20 protein-coding genes are annotated in these 20782 nt (G+C 74.5%); 12 read left to right on the top strand and 8 right to left on the bottom strand.

Features of this window, described 5'->3' with window-relative positions:
- Positions 1 to 307 precede the first annotated feature (307 nt).
- Together EV189_RS16745 and EV189_RS16750 are read left to right on the top strand one after the other, a co-directional pair.
- Positions 308 to 826, top strand: a complete 519-nt coding sequence (locus tag EV189_RS16745) for a hypothetical protein (RefSeq protein WP_130494157.1) — start codon at positions 308 to 310, stop codon at positions 824 to 826.
- A 355-nt stretch (positions 827 to 1181) separates the two neighbouring features.
- Positions 1182 to 2180, top strand: a complete 999-nt coding sequence (locus EV189_RS16750) for an alcohol dehydrogenase (protein WP_130494158.1) — start codon at positions 1182 to 1184, stop codon at positions 2178 to 2180.
- An 82-nt stretch (positions 2181 to 2262) separates the two neighbouring features.
- Here EV189_RS16750 and EV189_RS16755 read toward each other — a convergent pair whose 3' ends face one another.
- Both EV189_RS16755 and EV189_RS16760 read right to left on the bottom strand, forming a co-directional pair.
- Positions 2263 to 2640: a DUF2256 and DUF3253 domain-containing protein gene (locus EV189_RS16755; protein WP_130494159.1), complete on the bottom strand. Its 378-nt coding sequence runs from the start codon at positions 2638 to 2640 to the stop codon at positions 2263 to 2265.
- Positions 2637 to 3824: an FAD-binding domain-containing protein gene (locus tag EV189_RS16760; RefSeq protein ID WP_231116503.1), complete on the bottom strand. Its 1188-nt coding sequence runs from the start codon at positions 3822 to 3824 to the stop codon at positions 2637 to 2639. Before EV189_RS16760 ends, EV189_RS16755 begins: the two co-directional genes overlap by 4 nt.
- 129 nt (positions 3825 to 3953) lie before the next feature.
- Between EV189_RS16760 and EV189_RS16765 the strand changes: the two genes are divergently transcribed.
- Together EV189_RS16765 and EV189_RS16770 are read left to right on the top strand one after the other, a co-directional pair.
- Entirely contained in the window at positions 3954 to 5303 is a 1350-nt protein-coding gene (locus tag EV189_RS16765; protein WP_130494161.1) for a matrixin family metalloprotease, read from the top strand.
- A 44-nt stretch (positions 5304 to 5347) separates the two neighbouring features.
- Complete coding sequence (locus EV189_RS16770) at positions 5348 to 5884, top strand: hypothetical protein (RefSeq protein WP_130494162.1); 537 nt, start codon at positions 5348 to 5350, stop codon at positions 5882 to 5884.
- A gap of 64 nt (positions 5885 to 5948) precedes the next feature.
- Here EV189_RS16770 and EV189_RS20340 read toward each other — a convergent pair whose 3' ends face one another.
- Complete coding sequence (locus EV189_RS20340; protein ID WP_165400358.1) at positions 5949 to 6719, bottom strand: hypothetical protein; 771 nt, start codon at positions 6717 to 6719, stop codon at positions 5949 to 5951.
- A 154-nt stretch (positions 6720 to 6873) separates the two neighbouring features.
- On the opposite strand from EV189_RS20340, the gene EV189_RS20345 reads away from it, so the two are divergent.
- The 4 genes from EV189_RS20345 (at position 6874) to EV189_RS16795 (ending at position 10092) form a co-directional block, all read left to right on the top strand.
- Positions 6874 to 7470, top strand: a complete 597-nt coding sequence (locus EV189_RS20345; RefSeq protein WP_165400359.1) for a sigma-70 family RNA polymerase sigma factor — start codon at positions 6874 to 6876, stop codon at positions 7468 to 7470.
- Positions 7467 to 8126, top strand: coding sequence for a hypothetical protein (locus tag EV189_RS16785; protein WP_130494165.1), 660 nt, complete (start codon positions 7467 to 7469; stop codon positions 8124 to 8126). The genes EV189_RS20345 and EV189_RS16785 overlap by 4 nt, the downstream gene beginning before the upstream one ends.
- Positions 8127 to 8258: 132 nt before the next feature.
- The gene (locus EV189_RS16790) at positions 8259 to 9566 is read left to right on the top strand and encodes a glycosyl hydrolase family 8 (protein WP_130494166.1); all 1308 of its coding nucleotides are present in this window, start codon (positions 8259 to 8261) and stop codon (positions 9564 to 9566) included.
- Between the two features lie 112 nt (positions 9567 to 9678).
- Entirely contained in the window at positions 9679 to 10092 is a 414-nt protein-coding gene (locus tag EV189_RS16795; RefSeq protein ID WP_130494167.1) for a RidA family protein, read from the top strand.
- 4 nt (positions 10093 to 10096) lie between these two features.
- Here the strand turns inward: EV189_RS16795 and EV189_RS16800 are convergent, their stop codons facing one another.
- Positions 10097 to 10486: a YciI family protein gene (locus EV189_RS16800; protein WP_231116504.1), complete on the bottom strand. Its 390-nt coding sequence runs from the start codon at positions 10484 to 10486 to the stop codon at positions 10097 to 10099.
- 53 nt (positions 10487 to 10539) lie between these two features.
- Positions 10540 to 11253 (bottom strand): SDR family NAD(P)-dependent oxidoreductase, encoded by a 714-nt coding sequence (locus EV189_RS16805; RefSeq protein WP_130494168.1) that lies wholly within the window; start codon positions 11251 to 11253, stop codon positions 10540 to 10542.
- Between the two features lie 92 nt (positions 11254 to 11345).
- On the opposite strand from EV189_RS16805, the gene EV189_RS16810 reads away from it, so the two are divergent.
- From EV189_RS16810 to EV189_RS16820, 3 genes are read left to right on the top strand one after another with little or no spacing between them, the layout of a single operon-like run.
- A complete protein-coding gene (locus EV189_RS16810; RefSeq protein WP_130494431.1) occupies positions 11346 to 12128 on the top strand; it encodes a helix-turn-helix transcriptional regulator in 783 nt (260 codons plus the stop codon).
- Between the two features lie 32 nt (positions 12129 to 12160).
- The gene (locus tag EV189_RS16815) at positions 12161 to 13018 is read left to right on the top strand and encodes an SDR family oxidoreductase (protein WP_130494169.1); all 858 of its coding nucleotides are present in this window, start codon (positions 12161 to 12163) and stop codon (positions 13016 to 13018) included.
- Positions 13019 to 13056: 38 nt separating this feature from the next.
- A complete protein-coding gene (locus tag EV189_RS16820) occupies positions 13057 to 13818 on the top strand; it encodes a maleylpyruvate isomerase family mycothiol-dependent enzyme (RefSeq protein WP_130494170.1) in 762 nt (253 codons plus the stop codon).
- 9 nt (positions 13819 to 13827) lie between these two features.
- On the opposite strand, the gene EV189_RS16825 is transcribed toward EV189_RS16820, so the two are convergent.
- Complete coding sequence (locus EV189_RS16825; RefSeq protein WP_231116506.1) at positions 13828 to 14448, bottom strand: LysE family transporter; 621 nt, start codon at positions 14446 to 14448, stop codon at positions 13828 to 13830.
- Between the two features lie 425 nt (positions 14449 to 14873).
- On the opposite strand from EV189_RS16825, the gene EV189_RS16830 reads away from it, so the two are divergent.
- Positions 14874 to 15851 (top strand): NADPH:quinone reductase, encoded by a 978-nt coding sequence (locus tag EV189_RS16830; RefSeq protein WP_130494171.1) that lies wholly within the window; start codon positions 14874 to 14876, stop codon positions 15849 to 15851.
- 25 nt (positions 15852 to 15876) lie between these two features.
- Here EV189_RS16830 and EV189_RS16835 read toward each other — a convergent pair whose 3' ends face one another.
- The gene (locus EV189_RS16835; protein WP_130494172.1) at positions 15877 to 17109 is read right to left on the bottom strand and encodes an MFS transporter; all 1233 of its coding nucleotides are present in this window, start codon (positions 17107 to 17109) and stop codon (positions 15877 to 15879) included.
- A complete protein-coding gene (locus tag EV189_RS16840) occupies positions 17106 to 17864 on the bottom strand; it encodes a DeoR/GlpR family DNA-binding transcription regulator (RefSeq protein ID WP_130494173.1) in 759 nt (252 codons plus the stop codon). Before EV189_RS16840 ends, EV189_RS16835 begins: the two co-directional genes overlap by 4 nt.
- Positions 17865 to 20782 lie beyond the last annotated feature (2918 nt).

A 20782-nucleotide genomic window follows, 5' to 3' on the forward strand; every position in this document is an offset into this window, starting at 1 on the left:
CCAGCAACGTGTTCGCCCGGGACCGGGCGCCCACGAACTCGAGGTAGGCGTCGAGCAGCGGCTCACCCAACCGGACCGCCAGCCCCCCGGCCGGGCTCTGCGAGCGGGTCAGGACAAGAGCGGGGACGGGCATGCGGAACCCTCCAACTCCGAGGACAGCAGGCCCGGACGGCCCACCGGAATGTCCACGAAGATCACCCGCATATCAAGCAAGAGCGGACGTTCGCCGACCCCGCGCTCACCGCCGGCGAAACGGGCTGTAGCGAGCTCAGCCCGCCTGCCGGCAGCGGATGGGGAGGGTCTTCGCGTGCCTGAAGCACCTGGCTCAGGTACCGCTGGTGGCCCTCCCACCCCTGATGCTGCTCGCATCGGCCAGCAGCTGCGTACGTTCGAGCTGGACGGGGACGGCGTCGTCCTCGACGCGGCGCTCTGGGTCCGCATGGCTGACAGTGGCGAGATCGGCTACATCGAGGGCAACGCTCTGCTCGGGCGGGGCCGGGTGCACATCCCGGGCTCCGGCGCCTGCGAGGCGCTGATCGACCCGTACCGAGAGCTGAGCGAGCTGTCGCCGCTTGCGCAGGCGTGGCTCGACGGCTTCCTCGCGGGCAGCGAACCGTCCATCTGGGAGTACCTCGGTGTGGGGCCCGATGCGTACGACTGCACGGACGAGGAGTGGGCCCGGTACGTGAGGTTCTGCGCGAGAGCGCGTCAGCAGGGGTGGTACGACCACCTGGATCCCCGCCCCCGTCAGGGCCTTGGTCGTCACAGAGGCGGAGCGGGCGGATCTGGCCGCCGTGCTCCAGCAGCTCTGGGCGTACGCCGGTGAGGTCGTCTGGCTGCCGACAGAGGACGGGTGGGTCCAGGGGCAGCCTGAGCCCGACGTGATCGAGGGGGAGTGGCGTGCTCAGTCACCCTGCCTCGAGCGCGAGCACCACGACATGATGCGGCTCGACGGCGATTGGATGGTCTGCGTGGACTGCGGCCGAACCAGTGACGAGAACGCCCGAGCTGGCACTTAGTCCGGGCCGCTCCGTGGGCGCGGCAAGAGTGGGCCTGAGGGGCACCGTCGAGAGCGTCCGGCAATCGCCCAAACGCGGACGTCAGGAGCGCGAACGCCCTGCCGATCGCGTGCGCGGGACGGTCGTGATGGACTGGCGGCAGACCGACGAGAGGGGCGGGCAGTGCGCGCAGTCCAGGTGGCGGAGCCGAACGGCGACTTCGAGCAGGTCGAGCGGGAGGTCCCGCAGCCGGGCCCGGGCGAGGTGCTCGTCCGGGTGGCGGCGTGCGGGGTCTGCCACAGCGACGTGATGGCCAAGGTCGGGATGTCGGCGGCGTACCCCCGCGTACCCGGCCATGAGGTCGCCGGTCGGGTCGAAGCCCTTGGCGAGGGCGTCAGCCGCTGGGAGGTCGGGCAGCGGGTCGGCATCGGCTGGTTCGGCGGCGCGTGCTTCGAGTGCACCGCCTGCCGCGAGGGCGACTTCATCTCCTGCGAGGTCGGCAAGGTGACCGGGCTGACCGCCGACGGCGGGTACGCCGACTACGTGGTCGCGCCGCACGACGCGCTCGCCGCGATCCCGGACGAGCTCTCCGACACCGAGGCCGCTCCGCTCATGTGCGCCGGGGTGACGACGTTCAACGGCCTGCGCAGCAGTGGCGCCAGGGCCGGCGACCTCGTCGCGGTCGTCGGACTGGGCGGCCTCGGGCACCTCGGCGTCCAGTTCGCCCGCGCCATGGGCTTCGAGGTCGTGGCGATCGCCCGCGGCCAGGAGAAGGGGGAGTTCGCGGACCGGCTCGGCGCGCACCACTACCTCGACAGCACCACCCAGGACGTCGCTGCCGAGCTCAAGCGCCTGGGCGGCGCGCAGACCGTCCTGTCCACGGTCACCAGCGCGGACGCCGGCACAGCGACTCTCGGCGGCCTGCGCCACCGCGGTCGGCTCGTCGTCGTCGGTGCGCCGCAGGAGCCGCTGCAGGTGCCCGCCGTCGCCCTCATCGGCCCGAGCGCGATGGTCGCCGGGCACGCGTCGGGGTCGGCGAAGGACAGCGAGGACACGCTGCGGTTCGCAGCGTTGAGCGGTGTCCGGCCCATGGTGGAGACGGAGCCGCTCGAGCGGGCGACCGAGGCGTTCGACGCGATGATGGCCGGCAAGCCGCGCTTCCGCATGGTCCTCACGACCTGACCCAGGGATCGGTGGACGCACGGCCGGAGCCCGGCGCGGCTGCTCGAGGTGCTCGGCGGCGTCGAGAAGCGCTGTCCCAGCGCTACCCCGTACGCGTCCGCCGGATCCTGATCGGCCCCTTGGCGGTGGAGGGGTCGACCACCTTCCCGCCCTGCGTGATGACGACGTCGCCGGCCACGACGAGCCGTCGCGCCGCGGCGCGAGCGGGCTCCATGAGTCCTCGCCAGTCGTCGCCACCGACGGCCCGGGCCGCGTCGGACGGGCAGATCGTCGCGCCGTCGGCGCGGGTGGACAGCAACCGCAGGATGGTCTCCTCGAGGGCGCGGTCGGTGGTGGACACCTTGGTGCGCCTGCACTTCTCGGAGCAGTAGCGCACGGAGTCCCAGTCCCGCTCCCACTTCTTGCGCCAGGTGATGGTGCGCCCGCAGGCGGCGCACGGCTTCGTCTCGCCGGCGCTCATCGCGCCCACGCACTGAACGACTGCAGGGAGCCGGCACCCGGGCGGCGCAGCCAGGGCCACGGGTACGTCGCGACGACCTCGAGGCGGCGGCTTCGTACCTTCCAGCCCGGCACGTACGTCCACGTGGTCGCGAGCCGCCTGCCTCGCAGCTCGACGACTGGATCCCCGAGCCTGACCTCTGCGCCGAGCTCGGCCAGCGCCTCGGCCAGGAAGACGAGCCGCTTCCCGGACAGGCGGAGCCTGGCGAGCAGCGGCTCGTCGAAGACGAACACCGACGGCAGGTCCGGGCGCGCGCGCCGGGCGGGGTCGCGGTCCCCGAGCGACTCTGCCGTCAGCCAGACGGCCTCCGCTCCGCCCGTGACCACGGGCTCTACGGGACCGCCGTCGGTCAGCCCGTCGCGCAGGCCCTCGGGGGCGCTGACGCGCGGTCCCGACTGCGCGGTCGGCCAGTCCTGTACGGGGCAGGCCCGCTGGAGCGGGCACGACCGGCACAGCCCCGGCGCACGCTTCTCGACCTGCCAGCGGCTGAAGCCGTAGACCTTGCCGGTCCCGGTGCCGACGGTCCACTGCCAGCCGAGCCGGTTCGCCGCCGGAGACCCGTCGAGCAGGTGGCGGTACATCTCCTGCGCGCCCTCCCGCCAGTCCCCTCCCGCGCGGACGGTGTACTGCGAGCTCAGCCACATGCGGGTCTGGTTGACCAGCCAGCCGTCCTCGCGCAGCTCGGCCGTCGTCGCCGCCATGCACGCCATCTCCTGCGGCCAGGGCTCTCTCGCCCACGGCTCGTCGACCCTCGGTGGCCCGAAGCGCAGGGGCTGTGCCGTCGCCCTGCCGATCCGGGCGTACAGGTGGCGGGCGTACTCCTGCCAGAGCAGCTCGTCCCGGAACTTCCCGCGGTCACGAGCAGGAGCGTGCTCGACCGCGTCCCACACCGTCGGGAGGTCGAGCAGCCCGTGGCGGATGTACGGCGAGAGCCCGCTCGCGCCGCGTGACCCGGCCGGCAGCACGGTGCTGCGCCGCGACGCGTACCCCGTCACGTCCAGCGCGGCCAGCGCGGCGTCCGCTGCCGCCTGCCCGCCGCGGATGCGCGAGGGGCGGACCTCGTCGCAGCTCAGGTGCCCCAGGTGCTCGCGCACCCAGTCGACGACGTCGTCGCGACCGGTGGGGGGAGCGGGCAGCAGGGGCACTCCCGGATCGTCCCCGAGATCCTCCCGCTCAGCACCTCGACGGCCGCGAGGGGAGTCGAGCGGCCCCGAGCTGCGGAGTGGCTCGGACGGGCCATGGATCCCGTGCCTGCGCGGTGCCATGCTCCGCTCGTGAGATCCCGCTCGGGCGTCCTCGCGACCCTGGTCTGCGCCGTGGTCACGTCCGGCGGCGTCCAGGCGCTGCCCCACGCGGAGGCCGACGTGGCCCCGGTCCTCACCATCAGCTCGAGCGTGCCGCAGCTCGAGCGCCCGGCCAGCACGGGTGACCCGTGGGGGTCGATCTCGCTGTCCGGGACCTACGACGACGGCAGCGGCGCGGACTACCGCCTCCAGCAGACGCTCACCATCACCGACGCCGACGCGGACGGTCCGCTGACGAGCTTCGAGCCCCGGACGGTCGTCACGGACTCGACGGGCGCCTGGCAGCTCCGCGGCGTCTACCCGGCGAACCACGACGGCGGCCCGGGCATGGCCACGCAGACCTTCACCGTGAGCGGGCCCGGCGGCCTCAGCGCCTCGGTGGTCGTCCCGGTGCCCGCCGACCTCACCCGCGTCCTGCCCGGCGAGACGCACCCGCCCGCCGGCGCCCCCTTCGTCGCCACCGGAGCCGTGGAGGGGCCGACAGGCACCACGGTCACGGGCGAGGTGCCGGACGGGGCGGGTGGCTGGCGCGCGGTCAGCACGGGGCGCAGCGACTTCGCCTTCTCCTACCAGCTCCTCCCCGGCTACCGCCACGTCGCGGTGCCGTTCCCGACGCCCCGGCGCGGTCCCCTGGTCTACCGGCTCTCCTTCGCCGGCGACGCGCGGCACGGGCCGGCGGTGAGCCGCACGTTCTCCGTCCCCTTCGGCCCGAGCCGCCCGGCGGGCAGCCGCAGGTCGTACGCCCTCGCCGACGACTCGCGCGGGAAGCCGGTGCGGTTCGACCCGTGCCGGCCGGTGACCTGGGCGCTCAACGCGAAGGGGGCTCCGCCCGGCGCGAAGGCGCTGGTGGCGGAGGCCGTGCGCCGGGTCGCGACGGCCACCGGGGGCACCTTCAGGTTCGTGGGGCTGTCGACCGCCAGGCCGAGCAAGCGGGAGTCGCAAGGCCGCTTCGCCACGGGCCGGGGGCCGATGATCCTCGTGAAGTGGGTGGGGAGCAGGGAGTCCGACATCCAGGCCGAGGCCGACCGCGACGTCTGGGGGAGGGCGTACGTGATCGAGGGGACCGACGGGCGTGGGCGGGAGCACCCGGGGGGCGGCACGGTCCTGCTCTACCGCTCCGCCCAGCTGAGCCCCGACACCAGCGCCGACGGCTGGCTCCCCGTCCTCCTGCACGAGTTCGGGCACGTCATGGGACTGCAGCACGTCGCCGACCCGACCCAGGTGATGTTCCCGCAGGACGTCGGCACCACGGCGTACGGCGCCGGCGACGTCGCGGGCCTGCGCCGGCTCGGCAAGGGCTCCGGGTGCGGTACGTCGTGACCCGTCCCCAGCGTTCCCGTCCCCTCCAGCACAGGGAGCAGCCCATGACCCGCACCGCCACCCGCCGTGGACGGACCATCCGCCCGCTCCTCGCCGCCGCCGCGCTGCTCGCGCCGGTCCTGCTCGCCCCGGCGCGAGCCGACGCGGCGCTGCCGAGCTGGGCGTCGTTCATCTCCCGGGGTTCGAGGTGCACCGCCGACGCGCACGGCCTCTACCACGTCACGAGCAAGGGCTACATGAAGGCGGAGAACGGCGCGCACGTCAACAGCACCGCGCGCCACTTCGTGCTCAAGATCAGGTTGGAGCACCCCTCGGACGCCGGCGCGATCCAGCCCGGTGCGTACGCGAGCCGGCAGTACCCCGCCGCAGGTGCACCCGCGCTGCTCTCGTCGCGCACCTACCAGACGCTGATGGCGGTCACGTCGAGCGGCTACGACCCCGCGCAGGACTGGACCGTGCACGTCCAGGTGGTCTTCGACCGCTCGAAGCCCTTCCCCGACGTCGTCCGGGACATCCGGTTCCCGCTGGCGAACCTGAGCTGCCCGCCGACCAGCTCAGGGATCGGGATCGGGTCGGGCTGATCCGACCCCTCGTCGCGCGACTGTCGGCCTGGGCCCAGCCGACCTGCCGGGCCGTACGGCCCGCTCAGGACTCCGGCTCCAGGGCGACGGCGGAGCGGGGGAGGTCCCCGCAGGTCCGGCCGCGGGCAGCGGCGACGCGCTGGTCGTCACCGCTGGCTGAGCGGACGACCGTCTGCGGCGTGCCGTTGCGCGCGGTCGACCCGTCGGCGGCGACGGTCACCGGCGTGCGCGTGACGGTCCAGCTGCCGCCCGTCTCCCGGGCGTCCTCGCCGTAGAGCACCCGGTCTCCCTCCGGCCCGTCGCAGGCCAGCCCGGTGCCGACGTCGGTGAAGCCGAAGCTGAAGGAGTACGGCCGCCCGTCCACGCCCGGGACCGGGACCAGCCGTCTCGCGCGGCCGCGGACGACGTAGGCGTAGAGCTGTGCCGAGCGGCCGGTGTCCAGCAGCACCACCGCTGCGCCGCCGACGAGCCGCGCGGACGAGGCCCGGGCAGAGATGGGCGAGGCACTGGTGAACGTCGTCGACGTGCCACCGTGCCCGCTGGTGCGGACCCCGAGCAGCCGGCGCCCGCCGTCGTCGGCCAGCCAAAGCGTGTCGGGACGACCGTCCCCGTCGAGGTCGACGCCGGTCGCCGTCCCAGCACCCGCGGGGATCGCGCCGCTGCTCTCCTCCGGGGCGGGCGTCGCTCCGGTCGAGGCCGGAGTGGAGGGGGCTGGCGCCGGCGCAGTGCCAGCCGCGCTCCTGGGACCGGCTGCTGGCGAGGAGGTGCCGCACCCCGCGAGCAGGGCGAGCAGCCCGAGGGTGACGACGGGGGCGACGGGCGGACGGGTTCTCATCGGTGCTGCCTTCCTGCGGTGCGCTGTCGACCCGTACGACGCGCGACCCGCGTCCGGCGTTTACCCGGACCGGGCGGTGCCCTGCAGCCGGGGCGCGCGGGACTGCTGCCCGCACCCGGTCAACCCGGCGCCCGGCTCGCGCGTCTGGACGGGCGTGGAGACGACCCTGGTGCTGGTGGTGGTGCCGCGCGGTGGGACCGCCGTGCGCGGGGCCGGTGGCACGATGGCCGCGATGCGGGACGACGGGCAGATCGAGGAGCTCTACCGCGCCCACGCGCCCGCTGCCCGCCGGCTCGCCCACCTGCTGGTGGGCGACCGGGAGGTGGCGGACGACCTCGTGCAGGACTGCTTCGTGCGGCTGCTCGCGCGGGGCGGCAGCGGGGTCGACGACCTGGACGCGTACCTGCGGCGGGCCGTGGTCAACGCGTCGCGCTCCTGGCTGCGGCGGCTCGCGGTGCGCCGGGCGCGGGCGCACGAGGCGGCCCTCGCGTACGGGCCCGGGGGCGTCGGGGACGCTGTCCAGGCGGACCGCGCGGACGCCGTGCTGGAGGACGCCGCCCTGCGCGCGGCGCTGCTCCAGCTGCCGCCGCGGCAGCGGACGGCCGTCGTGCTGCGCTACTGCCTGGACCTGCCGGAGGCCGAGTGCGCCGCGGTCATGGAGTGCGCGGTCGGCACGGTGAAGGCCTCGGCCGCGCGGGGGCGCGCCCGGCTCGCCGAGCTGCTGGCCGAGCCGGGCAGGGCCGGGTCGTGAGCACCCCTCGACAGGACGGCCCGCAGCGGCCGCACGAGCCGGAGGACCCGCTGGTCGAGCGGCTGCGCGCGCTGGGGCTCGGCGCCGAGCCGGCTGCTGCCCCGCCGGGCCTCGCCCGGCGCGTGCGCCGCCGCCGCCACGTACGCCGCGGCGCCCAGGCGGGTGGGCTCGTCGCCGTAGCCGCCGCCGCGACCGGCGTGGTCCTCGGCGGCCTCCCGCTGCCGGCTCACCACGGCGTGCCCGCGGCGCCTCCGGGGACCACCGCGTCGACGGCGGGACCTGCCTCTCCGGCACCTCCCGCCGCCGCTGCGTCGTGCGCCGCCGGCGACCTCGCGGCCGACCCGCCCACCGTGGCCGGTCCCTCTGTGCAGACGATCAGCGTCCACCGCAGTGCGGACGCGTCGGGGACCTGCCTGCTGCTGCCCGGGAGCGCGACCACCGCCCAGGGCCGGGTGCTGGCCGCCGCGGGCAGCCGGTCGGTCGCGCTCGCCCCCGGCGCGACCGTGGTGCTGCGGCTGTCCTGGACGGGGACCTGCGCCGCTGAGCCGGTCCAGGTGACGGTCGGGGCGCGCGGGGGCCCCTTCCTCGCGGCCTCCGTGGCGCTCCCTACCTGTGGCACGGTCACCCTCGCGAGCACGGTCGACCCTGCGCGCTAGGTGGCCCGCGCGAGTCCGGCCATTCCGCCCGAACCACTCACGCAGGCGCAGACCTTGACTTTGTTTGCTAGTCGGACTTAACGTCCGACGGGCCGAGCCGAGGGCTCGATCGTCGACACAGAGGAGTGCCGCATGCGCAGGACCGCTCGCATCGGGATGGCCGCGATCACCACCGCCGCCGTCCTGACCGGAACCGCCACAGCCCAGGCCGCGGGCCTGGCCGCCCAGGACGGTGCCCGTCCGAGCGGCCACCCCGTCAACGTGTTCGGGCAGGCGGGCTACTCGAACAAGGCGGTGAACGCCAAGATCGAGGCAGCGTGGGACCAGCTCTTCCACGGCGCCCCCGGCACGGCGCCCGACTACTACGACGGCCAGTCCATCTACTACCAGGTCGCCCCCGACAAGGCCTACGTCACGGATGTGGCGAACCACGACGTGCGCACCGAGGGCATGGGCTACGCGATGATGATCGCCGTGCAGCTCGGCAAGAAGACCGAGTTCGACTCGCTGTGGAACTTCGCGAAGACCAACATGCAGCTGCAGAGCGGCCCGACGAAGTCCTTCTTCGCCTGGCACACGCGCACGGACGGCACCATCATCGACCGCGGCATCGCCCCCGACGGCGACCAGTGGATCGCCGCGGCGCTCACCTTCGCCGCGGGCCGGTGGGGGAACGGCTCGGGCATCTACAGCTACGGCTCCGAGGCGCGGCAGATCCTGCACGCCATGTGGCACAACGCCGACAGCGGCGGCGTCAACATGTACGACGCGAAGACCTACCTCCCGACGTTCTCCCCGCCCGGCGTCACCAACTTCAGCGACGCGTCGTACGCCCTGCCCGCCTTCTACCGCGTCTTCGCCAAGGCCGACCCTGCTGACAAGCAGCAGTGGGACAACGCGGTGACCGCAGGCGAGAAGCTGCTGCAGACGGCGCACAACCCGACCACCGGGCTCTCGCCGTGCTACTCGAACTTCGACGGGTCGCCGCACCTCGCGCCGTGGGAGTCGCCGACCAACCCGGAGACGTACTCCATCACCTTCCAGGAGGACGCCTGGCGGGTCATCGCGAACGCCAACCTCGACGCGTCGTGGTGGGGAGTCCAGCCGTGGCAGACGCAGTTCTCCAACACCCTGGAGGACTTCTTCGTCGGCCAGGGCGTCTCGACCTACGTCAGCCGCTACCAGCTGGACGGCACGCCGCTCAAGGGCGGCCAGAACACCTACGAGCCCGCGCACGCCGAGGGCCTCGTGGCGATGAACTCCACCTCGGCGATCACGGCGACCGGCGACCAGCGGCTCGACTTCGTCCGTGACTTCTGGAACACCCCCGTGCCCTCCGGCCGGGCGCGCTACTACGACGGCATGCTCTACCTGCTGGGCCTGCTGTACGACAGCGGCCAGTTCCGCATGTACGGGACGGGCGCCGCCGTCAGGGGCTGACCGCACTGCGCGTCCGCACGAGGGGGAGGGAGCCGCGGCTCCCTCCCCCTCGTCGTGCGCGCCGCAAGTCCGTCCCAAGCCCTTCCCAAGTGCCGCGGGCGAAGGTCGAGCCATGACCCACACCGCGCACGACACCACCGTCCACATCAACCCGACCACGTGGAACGCCGGCTTCCACTACGACCAGGCGCAGCTGCGCCGCGCCCCGGAGATGCTGCTCACCCTGGCCGGCCAGGGACCGGTCGACGCTTCCGGGCAGCTGCTGCACCCCGGTGAGGTCGCGCCGCAGCTCGCCGCCGCCTTCGCCAACGTCGAGGAGCTGCTGGCCGCCGGCGGCATGGGGCTGCGCGACGTGCTCCGGATGACCGTCTTCACGACCGACGTCGACGGGACCCTGGCGGCGTACGGCGCGATCGTCTCCCGGCTGGCCGCGGCGGGCGCCACTCCGCCGGCGACGCTCGTCGGCGTCACCCGCCTGGCGATCCCGGGGATGACGGTCGAGATCGAGGTGACCGCCGGGCGCTGACGGCCTAGCGCTCGCGGGTGCTCGCGCCGCTGGCCCGCTGGACCGGGCCACCGCTGTGCACCGGTCGCACCTCGACGCCGCCCCCCTCGCGCAGCACCGGGTTGGTGCCGGCGATGGCCAGGGCGGCGTCGAGGTCGGGGGCCTCGATGACGTAGAAGCCGGCGACGATCTCACCAGCGTCGACGAAGGGGCCCTCGGTGACCGAGCCGGGTCGCAGCGACCTCGCCATGTCACGAGGGGTCAGCGCGTACGCCAGGACCATCGAGTCCGCCGCCCTCAGCTCGTCGGCGTGGTCGTCGCAGGACGCCGTGTCGGCCGCGGTGGCCGTAGGGGAGTGGGCGGAGTCCCCGGCGTAGATCAGCACGGCGTACTCGGGCACGGGAACCTCTTCCACGGTGCGAACCTCGGTAGGTCAGTCCTACCGCACGCGAACGGCCCTGCGCGAGGTCACCAGGGGACCTCCGTGCCGTCCCAGGAGAAGAAGCCGCCGGTGGGCCCGTCCTCCGGCAGGCGCGCGAGCCGGACGACGGCTGCGGCTGCTTCGGCGGGGTCGCCGCCGCTGCGGGCGGCGGCGGCGTTGAGCCCCGTGGCGCGGAGCCCCGGGGCCAGCGCGTTGACCTTGATGCCGTCGTCGGCGAGGGCCTGCGCGTAGAGCACGGTGAGGGCGTTGAGCGCCGTCTTCGACGACCGGTACGCCGCGGCCCAGGCGCCGCGGCCGTGGTCGAACTGCGGGTTGGGCCCGGTGCTCCACGCGATCGACCCGGTGCCGCTGGAGACGTTGACGATGCGCGCTGCAGGGGAGCGGAGGAGTGCTGGCAGGAAGGCGTTCGTCGCCGCGACGACGCCGAAGACGTTGGTCTCGTAGGTCCTCCTGAAGACGTCGATGCCCGTGGCCGTCAGCGGTCCGTCCTCCAGGGACACGCCCGCGTTGTTGACGAGGGCGTCGAGGTGCGGGACGCGCTCCGCTGCTGCGGCGATGCTCGCCGCGTCCGTGACGTCGAGAGCGAGGACGGTGCCGCCGACCTCAGCGGCAGCCGATGCGCCGCGATCCGGGTCCCGGGCGCCGACGAGCACCGTGGCGCCGGTGGCCGTGAGCTGCCGGGCGGTCTCGAGTCCGATGCCGCTGGTCGCGCCGGTGATGAGTACGGTGAAGGAGTCCATGGGCCGAGCCTGCGCGGCGCGCGAGGCGCGAACCAGGCCCGAGGCGTACCACCCAGGAGGTGCCCGTGCCCGGCACGGCCGTCCCGGCGCCGGTGTGGCGCCGCGAGCTCGCCCGCTTCCTGCGCGAGCGGCGCGCACGCGTGCGGCCGCCGCAGGGGGAGGGCCGCCGGCGTACGCCCGGGCTGCGGCGCGAGGAGGTCGCGGACGGCGCCCGGATGTCCGTCGAGTACTACGCCCGCCTCGAGCAGGGGCGTGGCGCGCGCCCGTCGCCGCGGATCCTCGACGGGCTCGCCCGCGCCCTCCAGCTCGACGAGGCCGAGCGCCAGCGGCTGTTCGCCCTCGCGCACTCGGTGGCCCCGGTGCCGGACCGCGTGCCGAGCGAGGTGCGGCCGCACGTCGCCGCGCTGCTCCACCGGCTGCCGGGCACCGCCGCCTTCGTGACGTCAGCGGCGTACGACGTCGTGGCGAGCAACGCGCCGGCACGGGCGCTGCTGGGCCTCACCGACGAGCGCGCGAACCTCGCGCGGCGCCACTTCCTCGAGGGCCGGCACTGGAGCACGGCGAGCGTGGAGTTCGGCGAGGTGGCCGTCGCACGGCTGCGGGCCGCGGCCACCCGCTATCCCGCCGACCCGGAGCTCGCGGCGCTGGTCCAGGAGCTCGCCCAGGGCAGTACGCCCTTCCGCCGGCTGTGGGCCAGCGACCCGGCGCGGCTTCCCGGGCACCGCACCAAGCAGGTCGACCATCCCGTCCTCGGGCGGCTCACCGTCGACTGCGACGTCCTGCTGGTGCCCGAGGACGACCAGCAGGTCGTCATGGTCACCGCCGCCCCCGGCTCGGCGGAGGAGCGCTCCCTGCGCAGCCTCGCCCTCCGCTGACCGCCCCCACCTCTCTCGACCAGGAGCCCCGCATGGCGCACGCCCCCTCGATCGCTGTCACCGGCGCGACCGGCCGGCTCGGCGGCCGGGTCGCCCGGCGCCTCGAAGCCGCTGGTGCGCAGCAGCTCCTCCTCGTCCGTGACCCCTCGCGCGCGCCGAAGCTGTCCGGCGCGGAGGTCGCGGAGGCGTCGTTCTCCGACCCCGCCGCGGTGACCGCAGCCCTCGAGGGCGTGCCCACGGTGCTCATGGTCTCGGCGTCCGAGGACCGCGAACGCCTGGCGCAGCACACCACCTTCGTCGATGCTGCAGCCGCCGCCGGCGTCGAGCACCTGGTCTACATCTCGTTCTACGGCGCTGCGGAGGACTGCACCTTCACGCTCGGGCGCGACCACTGGGCGACCGAGCAGCACATCCGCGCGTCCGGTACGCGTCACACCTTCTTGCGCGACAACCTCTACGCCGACTTCATGCCGGCGCTGCTCGGCGACGACGGCGTCATCCGCGGCCCTGCGGGCGACGGTCGGGTGTCCGCCGTCGCGGTGGACGACATCGCCGACGCCGCAGCCGCTGTCCTCCTCGACCCCCGTGCCCATGCCGACGCGACGTACTCGCTGACGGGGCCGGAGGCGCTGAGCCTCGCCGAGGTCGCCGAGGTGCTCACCGCCCAGCTCGGCCGTCCCGCGCGCTACCAGCCCGAGACCCTCGAGGAGGCGTACGCGTCGCGAGCCTCCTACGGCGCGCCGGACTGGCAGGTGGACGCCTGGGTGTCGACGTACACCGCGATCGCGAACGGGGAGGTGGCCGGCGTCACCGACGACGTCCCCCGGCTCACCGGGCACGCGGCGACCTCGCTCGCCGAGCTGCTGGCCCGGGGCGGATCGGCGTACTGACCGGTCGTCTGCGGCGCGAGGCGTGGTAGGAAGCCGGAGTGGACGAGACCCTGCCGTTCGTCGACCTCCTGCAGCTGATGGACGAGCGTTCCGCCGCCTTCCGCGAGGCCGTCGGCGCGGCGCCCGACCTCGGCGTGCCCGTGCCGACGTGCCCCGGATGGTCGCTCGCGGACCTGGTGCAGCACCTCTGCGAGGGGCGCCGCAGGTGGGCCGCGACCGTCGCCGCCGGCCCCGCCGTCGCTCCTCCCGCGCTGCCCGACCCCGTGGTGCCGCAGGGGCGCGAGGCCCTCCTGTCCTGGTTCACCACGTCGACCGAGGACCTGCTGGACGCGCTGCGCGACGCCGGACCAGACCGCGGGTGCTGGACCTGGTGGGGGACCTCGCAGTCGCCGCCGACCGCTGGCGCCGTCGCCCGGCACCAGCTCCAGCAGGTCGCCGTGCACACCTACGACGCCCAGGTCGCGGTGGGGATGCCGCGAACGCTGCCGGAGGAGGTCGCACTGGACGGCGTCGACGAGTTCCTCAGCACGTGCGTCGCGACGACCACGCCCTGGCCGCACGACGCCGCGGTGCTCGACTACCACGCCGTCGAGGGCCGTTCCTGGCGGACCGCCTTCTCCGCCGACGGCGCGCGGACCAGCCGGCTGGCCCCAGGGGCCCCGCCGGCCGACGCCTCCGTCGAAGGGACGGCGCACGAGCTGGTGATGCTCTGCTACGGCCGCATATCGGCGGACGCGCTCCGGCTCGAGGGCGACGGGCGCGTCCTCCAGCAGCTGATCGAGTGGGAACCCGACGACTAGGCGCGGCGGCTACCCCACGGCGATCCGCGCAGCGAGCGCGAGCATCGCCGCGGCCGACACCACCGCGGTCGCCACGCGCACGCGGACTCCTGTGACGACCGCTGCCAGCGCCGCACCGGCACCCGCGAGGAGCGCCTGCCAGCTCGCGGAGGCCACGCCTGCGGCGACGACGAACGCGGCACCGTCCGCCACCCCCGCCTCCGCCCGCGACTGCATGCCCAGCGCCACCGCCGCGAACGACATGACCGTCGCCGGGTTGGCGAGCGTGGTGGCGAGGAGCACCGCGTACGCGCGCGCCGGGCGCCCGACCGGGCGCACACCCCGGTCCGCGCGGGGCGTGCGGAGCGCGGACCGCAGGACGCCGAGGGCGAGCAGGACGAGCACCGCCACCGAGGCCCAGGCGAGCGGGCGGGCCACGACGGCGAGCGAGCGGGCCAGGGGAGCGCCGCCCAGGACGGCGACCGCGGCGTACGCGGTGTCGGCGGTCGCGACGCCGAGCCCGGCGGCCAGGCCGGCCCGCCACGAGGTGCGCGCCGAGAGCGCCACGACGTACGCGCCGACCGCTCCCAGCGGCACGGCCACGGCGTAGCCCGCGAGCAGGCCCGCCATGGCGCTGCTGCCGGCGCTCACGGTCGTCGCGGGTCGCACCTCCGGCGGGTGCCCGTCTGCTGCGTCGACGCGGGCGCGTCGACGGGCAGCGGGTGCAGCGGGTGCGCGGTCATGCGGACAGGGTGCGGTGCGGGGGCGGGTACCGGCAACCGGGTTCTTCCCGACACCGGGCCGGTCGAGCAGCCTGGAGATGAGCACGCGTGCTCAGGTGGACCCTCGGGCTCGCGGTCGAGAGTGGGGTCATGGCCGAACACCAGCACCTGCCCCGCCTGCCCCAGCTGCCGCCGGAGGACCAGCCTCCCGCGCCCTGCCCGTTGCCGCAGGGGTGGGCGGCGCTGGCGCGGGCGGCGGGCCGCCCGACGGACGCGCCAGCCGGGTGGTGGCGCGCCTAGGGTGCTGGTGAGCGACGGACCCGTCGCGCCCAGCCGGCCCGAGGAGTGCAGCCCGTGCGCGCAGCGTGGTACGACCGCCAGGGAGAGCCCGCGGAGGTCCTGCAGGTCGGGGACCTGCCCGAGGCACCGGTGGGGCCCGGCGAGGTGCGCGTCGCCCTGACCCGTTCGGGGATCAGCCCCGGGGACGTGAAGAAGCGGCAGGCGTGGCTCGGCAGCACCATGGCGTACCCGCGGGTGGTGCCGCACAGCGACGGCGCCGGCACGGTCGTCGCGGTGGGGGAGGGCGTCGACAGGAGCAGGGTCGGTGAGCGCGTCTGGGTCTTCGGGGCCCAGTCGTACCGCGCGTTCGGCACGGCAGCCGAGAGCACCGTCGTCCCCGCCGACCGCGCCGTGGCCCTCCCCGACGGTGTCACCGACGAGATCGGCGCGTGCCTCGGCATCCCCGGGATCACCGCGCACCGCGCGGTCTTCGCCGATGGTCCCGTGGCGGGGCAGGTCGTCGTCGTGCAGGGCGTGCTCGGCAGCGTCGGGTCGTTGGCCGCAGCGCTGGCACGCCGGGCGGGAGCGACCGTCATCGGCACCGTCGTGCGTTCCGCGGACGTCCCCCGCGTCGAGCCCGGTGCCGTCGACACGGTCGTGGCCCTCGACGCCGACCCGGCCGCCGCGATCCGCGCCGTGGCGCCGGACGGCGTGGACCGTGTCGTCGAAGTGGCCTTCTCCGCCAACGTCGAGCTCGACGCGCAGGTCCTGCGCAACGGCGGGGTGGTCGCGGCGTACGCGAGTCCCGACGGGACTCCCACCTTCCCGTTCTGGCCGATGCTGTTCGACAACCTCCTGATCCGGCTGCTGGGCAGCGACGACTTCCCCGAAGAGGCGCGCCGGCAGGCTGTCTCCGACCTGACGAGCGCAGCGGCGGAGGGGGCGCTCAGCATCCCGCTCGCGGAGGTCCTGCCGCTCGAGCAGATCGCGAGGGCCCACGAGCTGGTCGAGGGCGGCAGGGCGCACGGCCGCGTGCTGCTCGCCCTGTCCTGACCGTCCCGCCGACGGCTGCGGCGGTTCAGGGGGTGCGCGCCGGCTCGTCCCGGTGCAGCGCGCCGCTGACGACGAACGCCACCGCCATCAGCACGAGCACGAGCCACAGCGCGTCCAGCAGGCCGAACGCCTGGGACAGGGCGCCGACGACCGGCGGACCGGCGAGGTTGGCGACGTAGCCGATGGAGGCGACGACGCTGACCCGGGCGGCGGGGTTCGGCCCGCTCTCCGCAGCAGCCGACATGCCGAGCGGGAAGCCCATCGAGACGCCGACCGCCCAGAGGACCGTGCCGATCAGGACGAGCCAGGCCGGGGCCGCGAGGATGAACAGCAGCATCCCGACGACGCCGGCAGCGGTGGTGGCGCGTACGGCGCGGACCCTCCCGACGCGGTCGACGAGCGGACCGCCGACGACGCGCGCGATGGTCTCGCCGGCGGCGAAGGCGACGAAGAACAGCGCAGCCACAGCCTCTCGCTGGTGGTGCTCGTCGCGCACGGCCAGCGTCAGCCAGTTGTTGGCCGAGCCCTCGCCGAGCTCCACGCCGAGCATGACGAGGCCGATGAGGAGGAGCCGCAGGTCCGTCCAGCCGCTCGCCCAGGTGCGCAGGCGCTGTGCGAGCGGGAGTCGTTCTCCCGTCGCCTCAGCAGGAACCGCGTCCGGGACGGCCCGGGTGGCGATGCCGGCGGCCAGGGCGAGGAGCACCGCCTCGGCGAGGAACTGCGCCTGCAGCGACACTCCTAGCGCGGCGCACGCCGCTCCGGTCGCTGCGCCGACCACCGCACCGGCGGACCAGGCGGCGTGCATGAGCGGCATCAGCGTCGTGCCGTACGCGCGCTCCACCTCCGCACCCTCGACGTTGATGGAGACGTCCAGGGCGCCGATGCCGAAGCCGACGGCGGCGAACCCCAGCACCACGAGGATGATCTCGTGCGCGATGCCTGCCCCTGCGCCGATGACCGCGAGGCCGAGCGCGACGAGGAGGAGCAGGCTGCGCAGCGCGCCGCGGCCGCCGAGCCGGGCGAGCAGGGTCGAGGCCGCACTGAGCCCGGTGATCGAGCCGACGGTGAAGGCGGAGAGGATGAGGCCGATCGCGGCGTCGCGGACGTGGAGGTCGGCGCGCAGGTCGGGCAGGCGCGGTCCCCACGTCGAGACGGTGATGCCCCCCAGGGCGAACGCCGCCGTCACCGCCCAACGCCAGCGGGCGAGGGAGGCCCTGTCAGCCGCCCTCGGGCTCGCCACGGTCTGGCCGGCGGTCATGCCTGCACCACCTCGACGCCCGCCTCGCGGATCCGGTCCAGCGCGTCCGGGGGTGCGCTGGTGTCCGTCACGAGCACGTCGAGCTCGGCGACGGGGCAGACCACGGCGAGGGCGGTACGCGCGAGCTTGGCGCCCTCCGCGACGAGGACCGTGCGCGCCGCCACCTGCGCGGCGGTGCGCTTCACCGCGGCGTCCTGCACGTCGTAGGCCATCACCCCGGCCTCGGCCGAGACGCCGCAGCAGGTGAGGACCGTCGTGTCGTAGCGCAGTCCGCGCAGCGCCGACTCCGCCATTGGCCCGACGAGCGCGCCCTCGCCCGGCCGCGCCGTACCGCCCGGCAGCAGCACCTGCACGGTCGAGCTGGCCACGAGCGCGGCGGCCGCGTGGACGGAGAGCGGGGTGACCGTCAGCGAGCGGCCCACGAGCGCGCGGGCGACGGCGAGCCCGGTCGTCCCGCTGTCGACGACGACCGCCTCGCCGTCGCGGAGGAGCCCCGCGACGGCGGCGGCCATCCGCTCCTTCTCCCCGGAGGCACTGGTCTCGCGCAGCGCGAAGGGCAGCTCCTGGCCGCGGAGCAGCAGGCTGACCGCGCCACCGCGTACGCGCCGGAGGACGCCCGCTCCCGCGAGCAGGTCGAGGTCGCGCCGCACCGTCACCTCGGAGGTGTCGAGCTCGACGGCCAGCTCGCCGACGTCCACGCGCCCGCTGGCGTGGAGGCGGTCGAGGATCACGGCGTGCCGTGAGGGACTGTCCATGCGAGGAACGTACATCACCGGCTTCCGATCGAAAGCCCGTGCTGATTGCACTAGCCCCTGGACGTGATCATGCACGACCTGGAGACCCAGGTCGTGCATGATCACGAGCAGGTGGAGGGCTAGAGGCCCAGCACCTTCTGCGCGGTGTCGGAGTAGCCGCTGAGCGCCTTGCGCTGCACCTCGTCGACCTGGCGGAGCGCCTTCGCCAGGGCGACCTCGGTGCGGTAGACCGCGAGGGTCGCCCGGGCCGGGGCCCGCTGCCCGGCCGCCGCCTGCACCGCGGCCTGCTCCAGCGTCACCCGCAGCGGGGCGGCGACGGCGGGGCTGACCTTCTGCGCCACGACGAGCGCGTCGAACCCGGTGAGCAGCTGCTGGGCCGGGGTGGTCCCGCTGCCCGGCACCGTCGCCTTCGCGGTGGCCGCGCCCGCCAGCGGCGCGCCTGCCGAGTCGACAGCAGTGGTCCCGACGGTGACCGTGAGCACGGTGCCGGCCTTCACCGGCACGCTCGAGGTGAACCGGTACGCCCGGCCCAGCGCCAGCCCACTCGGCGAGGTCGTGCCGTCCACCGCGACGACCGTGCCGGGGACCGGCTTGCCCGCCGCGTCCTTCACGCTCACCGCAGCGGAGACGGAGGCCGTCCGCATCCACCGGTCGAACCCGAGGTCGACGGTGACGGCGCCGTTCGAGCCCACACCGGCCGACGTGGACACCAGCGTGGGCGCACCCGTGCGGTGCAGGTCGACGTCGACCCCGAAGTGCTCGGGCAGGACCTGCATCGCCGCCGACTCAGCCGTGTCGTACCCGGGCTTGGTCCAGCGGATCTTCCACCAGCCCCTCGGCACGTCCCAGCCGTAGCTGCCGGTCGCGGTCGTGGTCTGCGGGTTGGTCTGGCCGTACGCCGCGCCGTCCCACGTGGTCCACGGGCCGGTCGCGCTCGGGCCGGTGAGCAGGGTCGCAGTGACGCCGGAGAGCGGGGCCGCGGCCACCGACTCGTACGCCGTGCCGCTCGGGTCGAAGATCCACGTCGGCGTGGCGACCTTCTTCGGCGCGGGGTAGCGGAACCCCTTGGGCCTGAACTTGATGCGCGGGTCGCACTCCTTGAGACCGCCCTCCTTGACCCGCTTCACGTCCTCCACGGCCCGGTCCACCGCGATCTGGTCGAGCTTCTTGATGCCGTACCCGATCGACTGGTCGATGAGGAACGACGTCGCCTTCCCCAGCTTCGTCCTGTCCAGCCCGACCGCCGTCTGCCAGCTGCTGGCGAGCAGGCTGATCCAGTCGCCGGCGTTGGTGGCGGCCTTGTTCACGAACAGCACACTGCGCGCGTCGTCGACGTCGTGGTGCAGCTCCGCCCCGATCTCCGGGTTGCAGGCGGTGACGTTGAGGTCGATCCAGTCGTCGAGGCCGTCGAGCTGCGGGGTGTTGCCCCCGTTGGTCAGCAGGTCGTAGAGCGTCTTGGCGTTCTTGTAGCCCTTGTAGACCTTGAGGATGTCCGTGACCTTGTCGAACTTGCCGGGGGCGTCGGCCGCCGCGCGGAGACCGGGTCGCGTGCCCTCGAGGTACTCGCTGGGCAGCGCGTAGGACGTCGTGATGACGAAGGCGTCCTTCGTCTCCTCGACCGTGGACGAGAAGTTCCGCAGCTGCAGGCCGGATGCGCTCTGCACCTGCTGCTCGTCGGCGGTCTGGGCCGGCAGGGTCGTGGGCGTACCGAACGTGCCCGTCACCTCGACCGGCACCCCCGAGACCTTCTCCGTGCCCTTCCAGCTGGAGCCGTCGTCCGCGACCTGCACGTCGACGTCGCTCACAGCGTTGGCCGGCGACGGGATGCTCCCGACGAGCGAGTCGACCGGCGCAGGCGTCGTGTCGCCCACCGGCACCGGCAGTGCAGCAGTGTCGTAGCCGATGGAGATGTCGCCCATGTCCTCGGGGCCGGACGGGGTGACCACCGCGGTGCAGGTCGTGCCGCTGCACGAGCCCTTGGCCTCGAGCTCACCGACGTAGGCGCGGAAGTCGCTGACCCTGCTGGTGTCCGCGAAGGTCGCGGTGATCGTGACCGGCGCGCTCGGGACGTAGACCATCGTCGAGGACGGGACGCCCTTGCTCGGGTCGAAGGTGAACGACCGCTGGTTGTCCGAGGTCGAGTTGTCGACGGTGACGGAGATGGGGTCGACGGCGTCGTCGTCGTACGCCACCTCCGCGACCGCGCTGGAGCTCGTCCCGGCGACCGCGTGCAGCGGATAGCGCTGGCCCCCCAGAGGCTTCACGAGCTGGACCCGCGCGCTCCAGTGGCCGCCGGCACCGGCAGTCCCGGAGCCGACCACGCGACCCGCACCGTCGAGGACGCTCACGGCAGCCCCGGGCACGGCCAGCCCGGAGACCGGGAACGAGGAGCTGCCGGCCGTCGTCGGCGCGTCGAGCGTCAGCCGCTCGACCTGCGCCTCGGCGACCCCGAGGTCCTGGACGGACCCGTTCGCCAGGGCGACGGTGACCGGGGCCGCGAGCGGGCCGCCCGGGGTGGCGTCGCCGACCGTGAGCAGCACGCGGACGACGTGGGCGGCGGCGTCGGCGAGCGGCACGGTGACGACCCCGGCCGCGACCGTGGAGGACGCCGTACGCCCGTCGACCGTCGCCGTGCCGGCCGCGGCGCTCGCCCCGGCGGGCAGCGTGAGCCGCAGCGCCGTACGCGCCGCGGGCGACGCAGGGAGGTCGAGCCGGTAGGTGAGCAGACCACCCGGCAGCACCGGCGCGGGCAGCGCCTGCACCGTGAGCCCGGCCGGGGGAGCCGCGCTCGTGGACAGGGTGACGGTGCCCAGGGCGACTGCGGTCGACGAGGGGACCGTCACCTTCGAGACGGCTACCGCACCGTCGGCGTCACGCCAGTGGACCTCGTAGTCACCCGTCGCGGGGACCCCGATGAC

The sequence above is a fragment of the Motilibacter rhizosphaerae genome (assembly GCF_004216915.1).
GTDB classification, from domain to species: domain Bacteria; phylum Actinomycetota; class Actinomycetes; order Motilibacterales; family Motilibacteraceae; genus Motilibacter; species Motilibacter rhizosphaerae.

Bases quoted from the DNA above. Each gene is read 5' to 3' on its own strand.
- EV189_RS16835 (WP_130494172.1), bottom strand. From the start codon at position 17,109: ATGACCGCCGGCCAGACCGTGGCGAGCCCGAGGGCGGCTGACAGGGCC.
- EV189_RS16805 (WP_130494168.1), bottom strand. From the start codon at position 11,253: ATGGACTCCTTCACCGTACTCATCACCGGCGCGACCAGCGGCATCGGA.
- EV189_RS16790 (WP_130494166.1), top strand. From the start codon at position 8,259: ATGCGCAGGACCGCTCGCATCGGGATGGCCGCGATCACCACCGCCGCC.
- EV189_RS16755 (WP_130494159.1), bottom strand. From the start codon at position 2,640: ATGAGCGCCGGCGAGACGAAGCCGTGCGCCGCCTGCGGGCGCACCATC.
- EV189_RS20340 (WP_165400358.1), bottom strand. From the start codon at position 6,719: ATGAGAACCCGTCCGCCCGTCGCCCCCGTCGTCACCCTCGGGCTGCTC.
- EV189_RS16795 (WP_130494167.1), top strand. From the start codon at position 9,679: ATGACCCACACCGCGCACGACACCACCGTCCACATCAACCCGACCACG.
- EV189_RS16840 (WP_130494173.1), bottom strand. From the start codon at position 17,864: ATGGACAGTCCCTCACGGCACGCCGTGATCCTCGACCGCCTCCACGCC.
- EV189_RS16770 (WP_130494162.1), top strand. From the start codon at position 5,348: ATGACCCGCACCGCCACCCGCCGTGGACGGACCATCCGCCCGCTCCTC.
- EV189_RS16815 (WP_130494169.1), top strand. From the start codon at position 12,161: ATGGCGCACGCCCCCTCGATCGCTGTCACCGGCGCGACCGGCCGGCTC.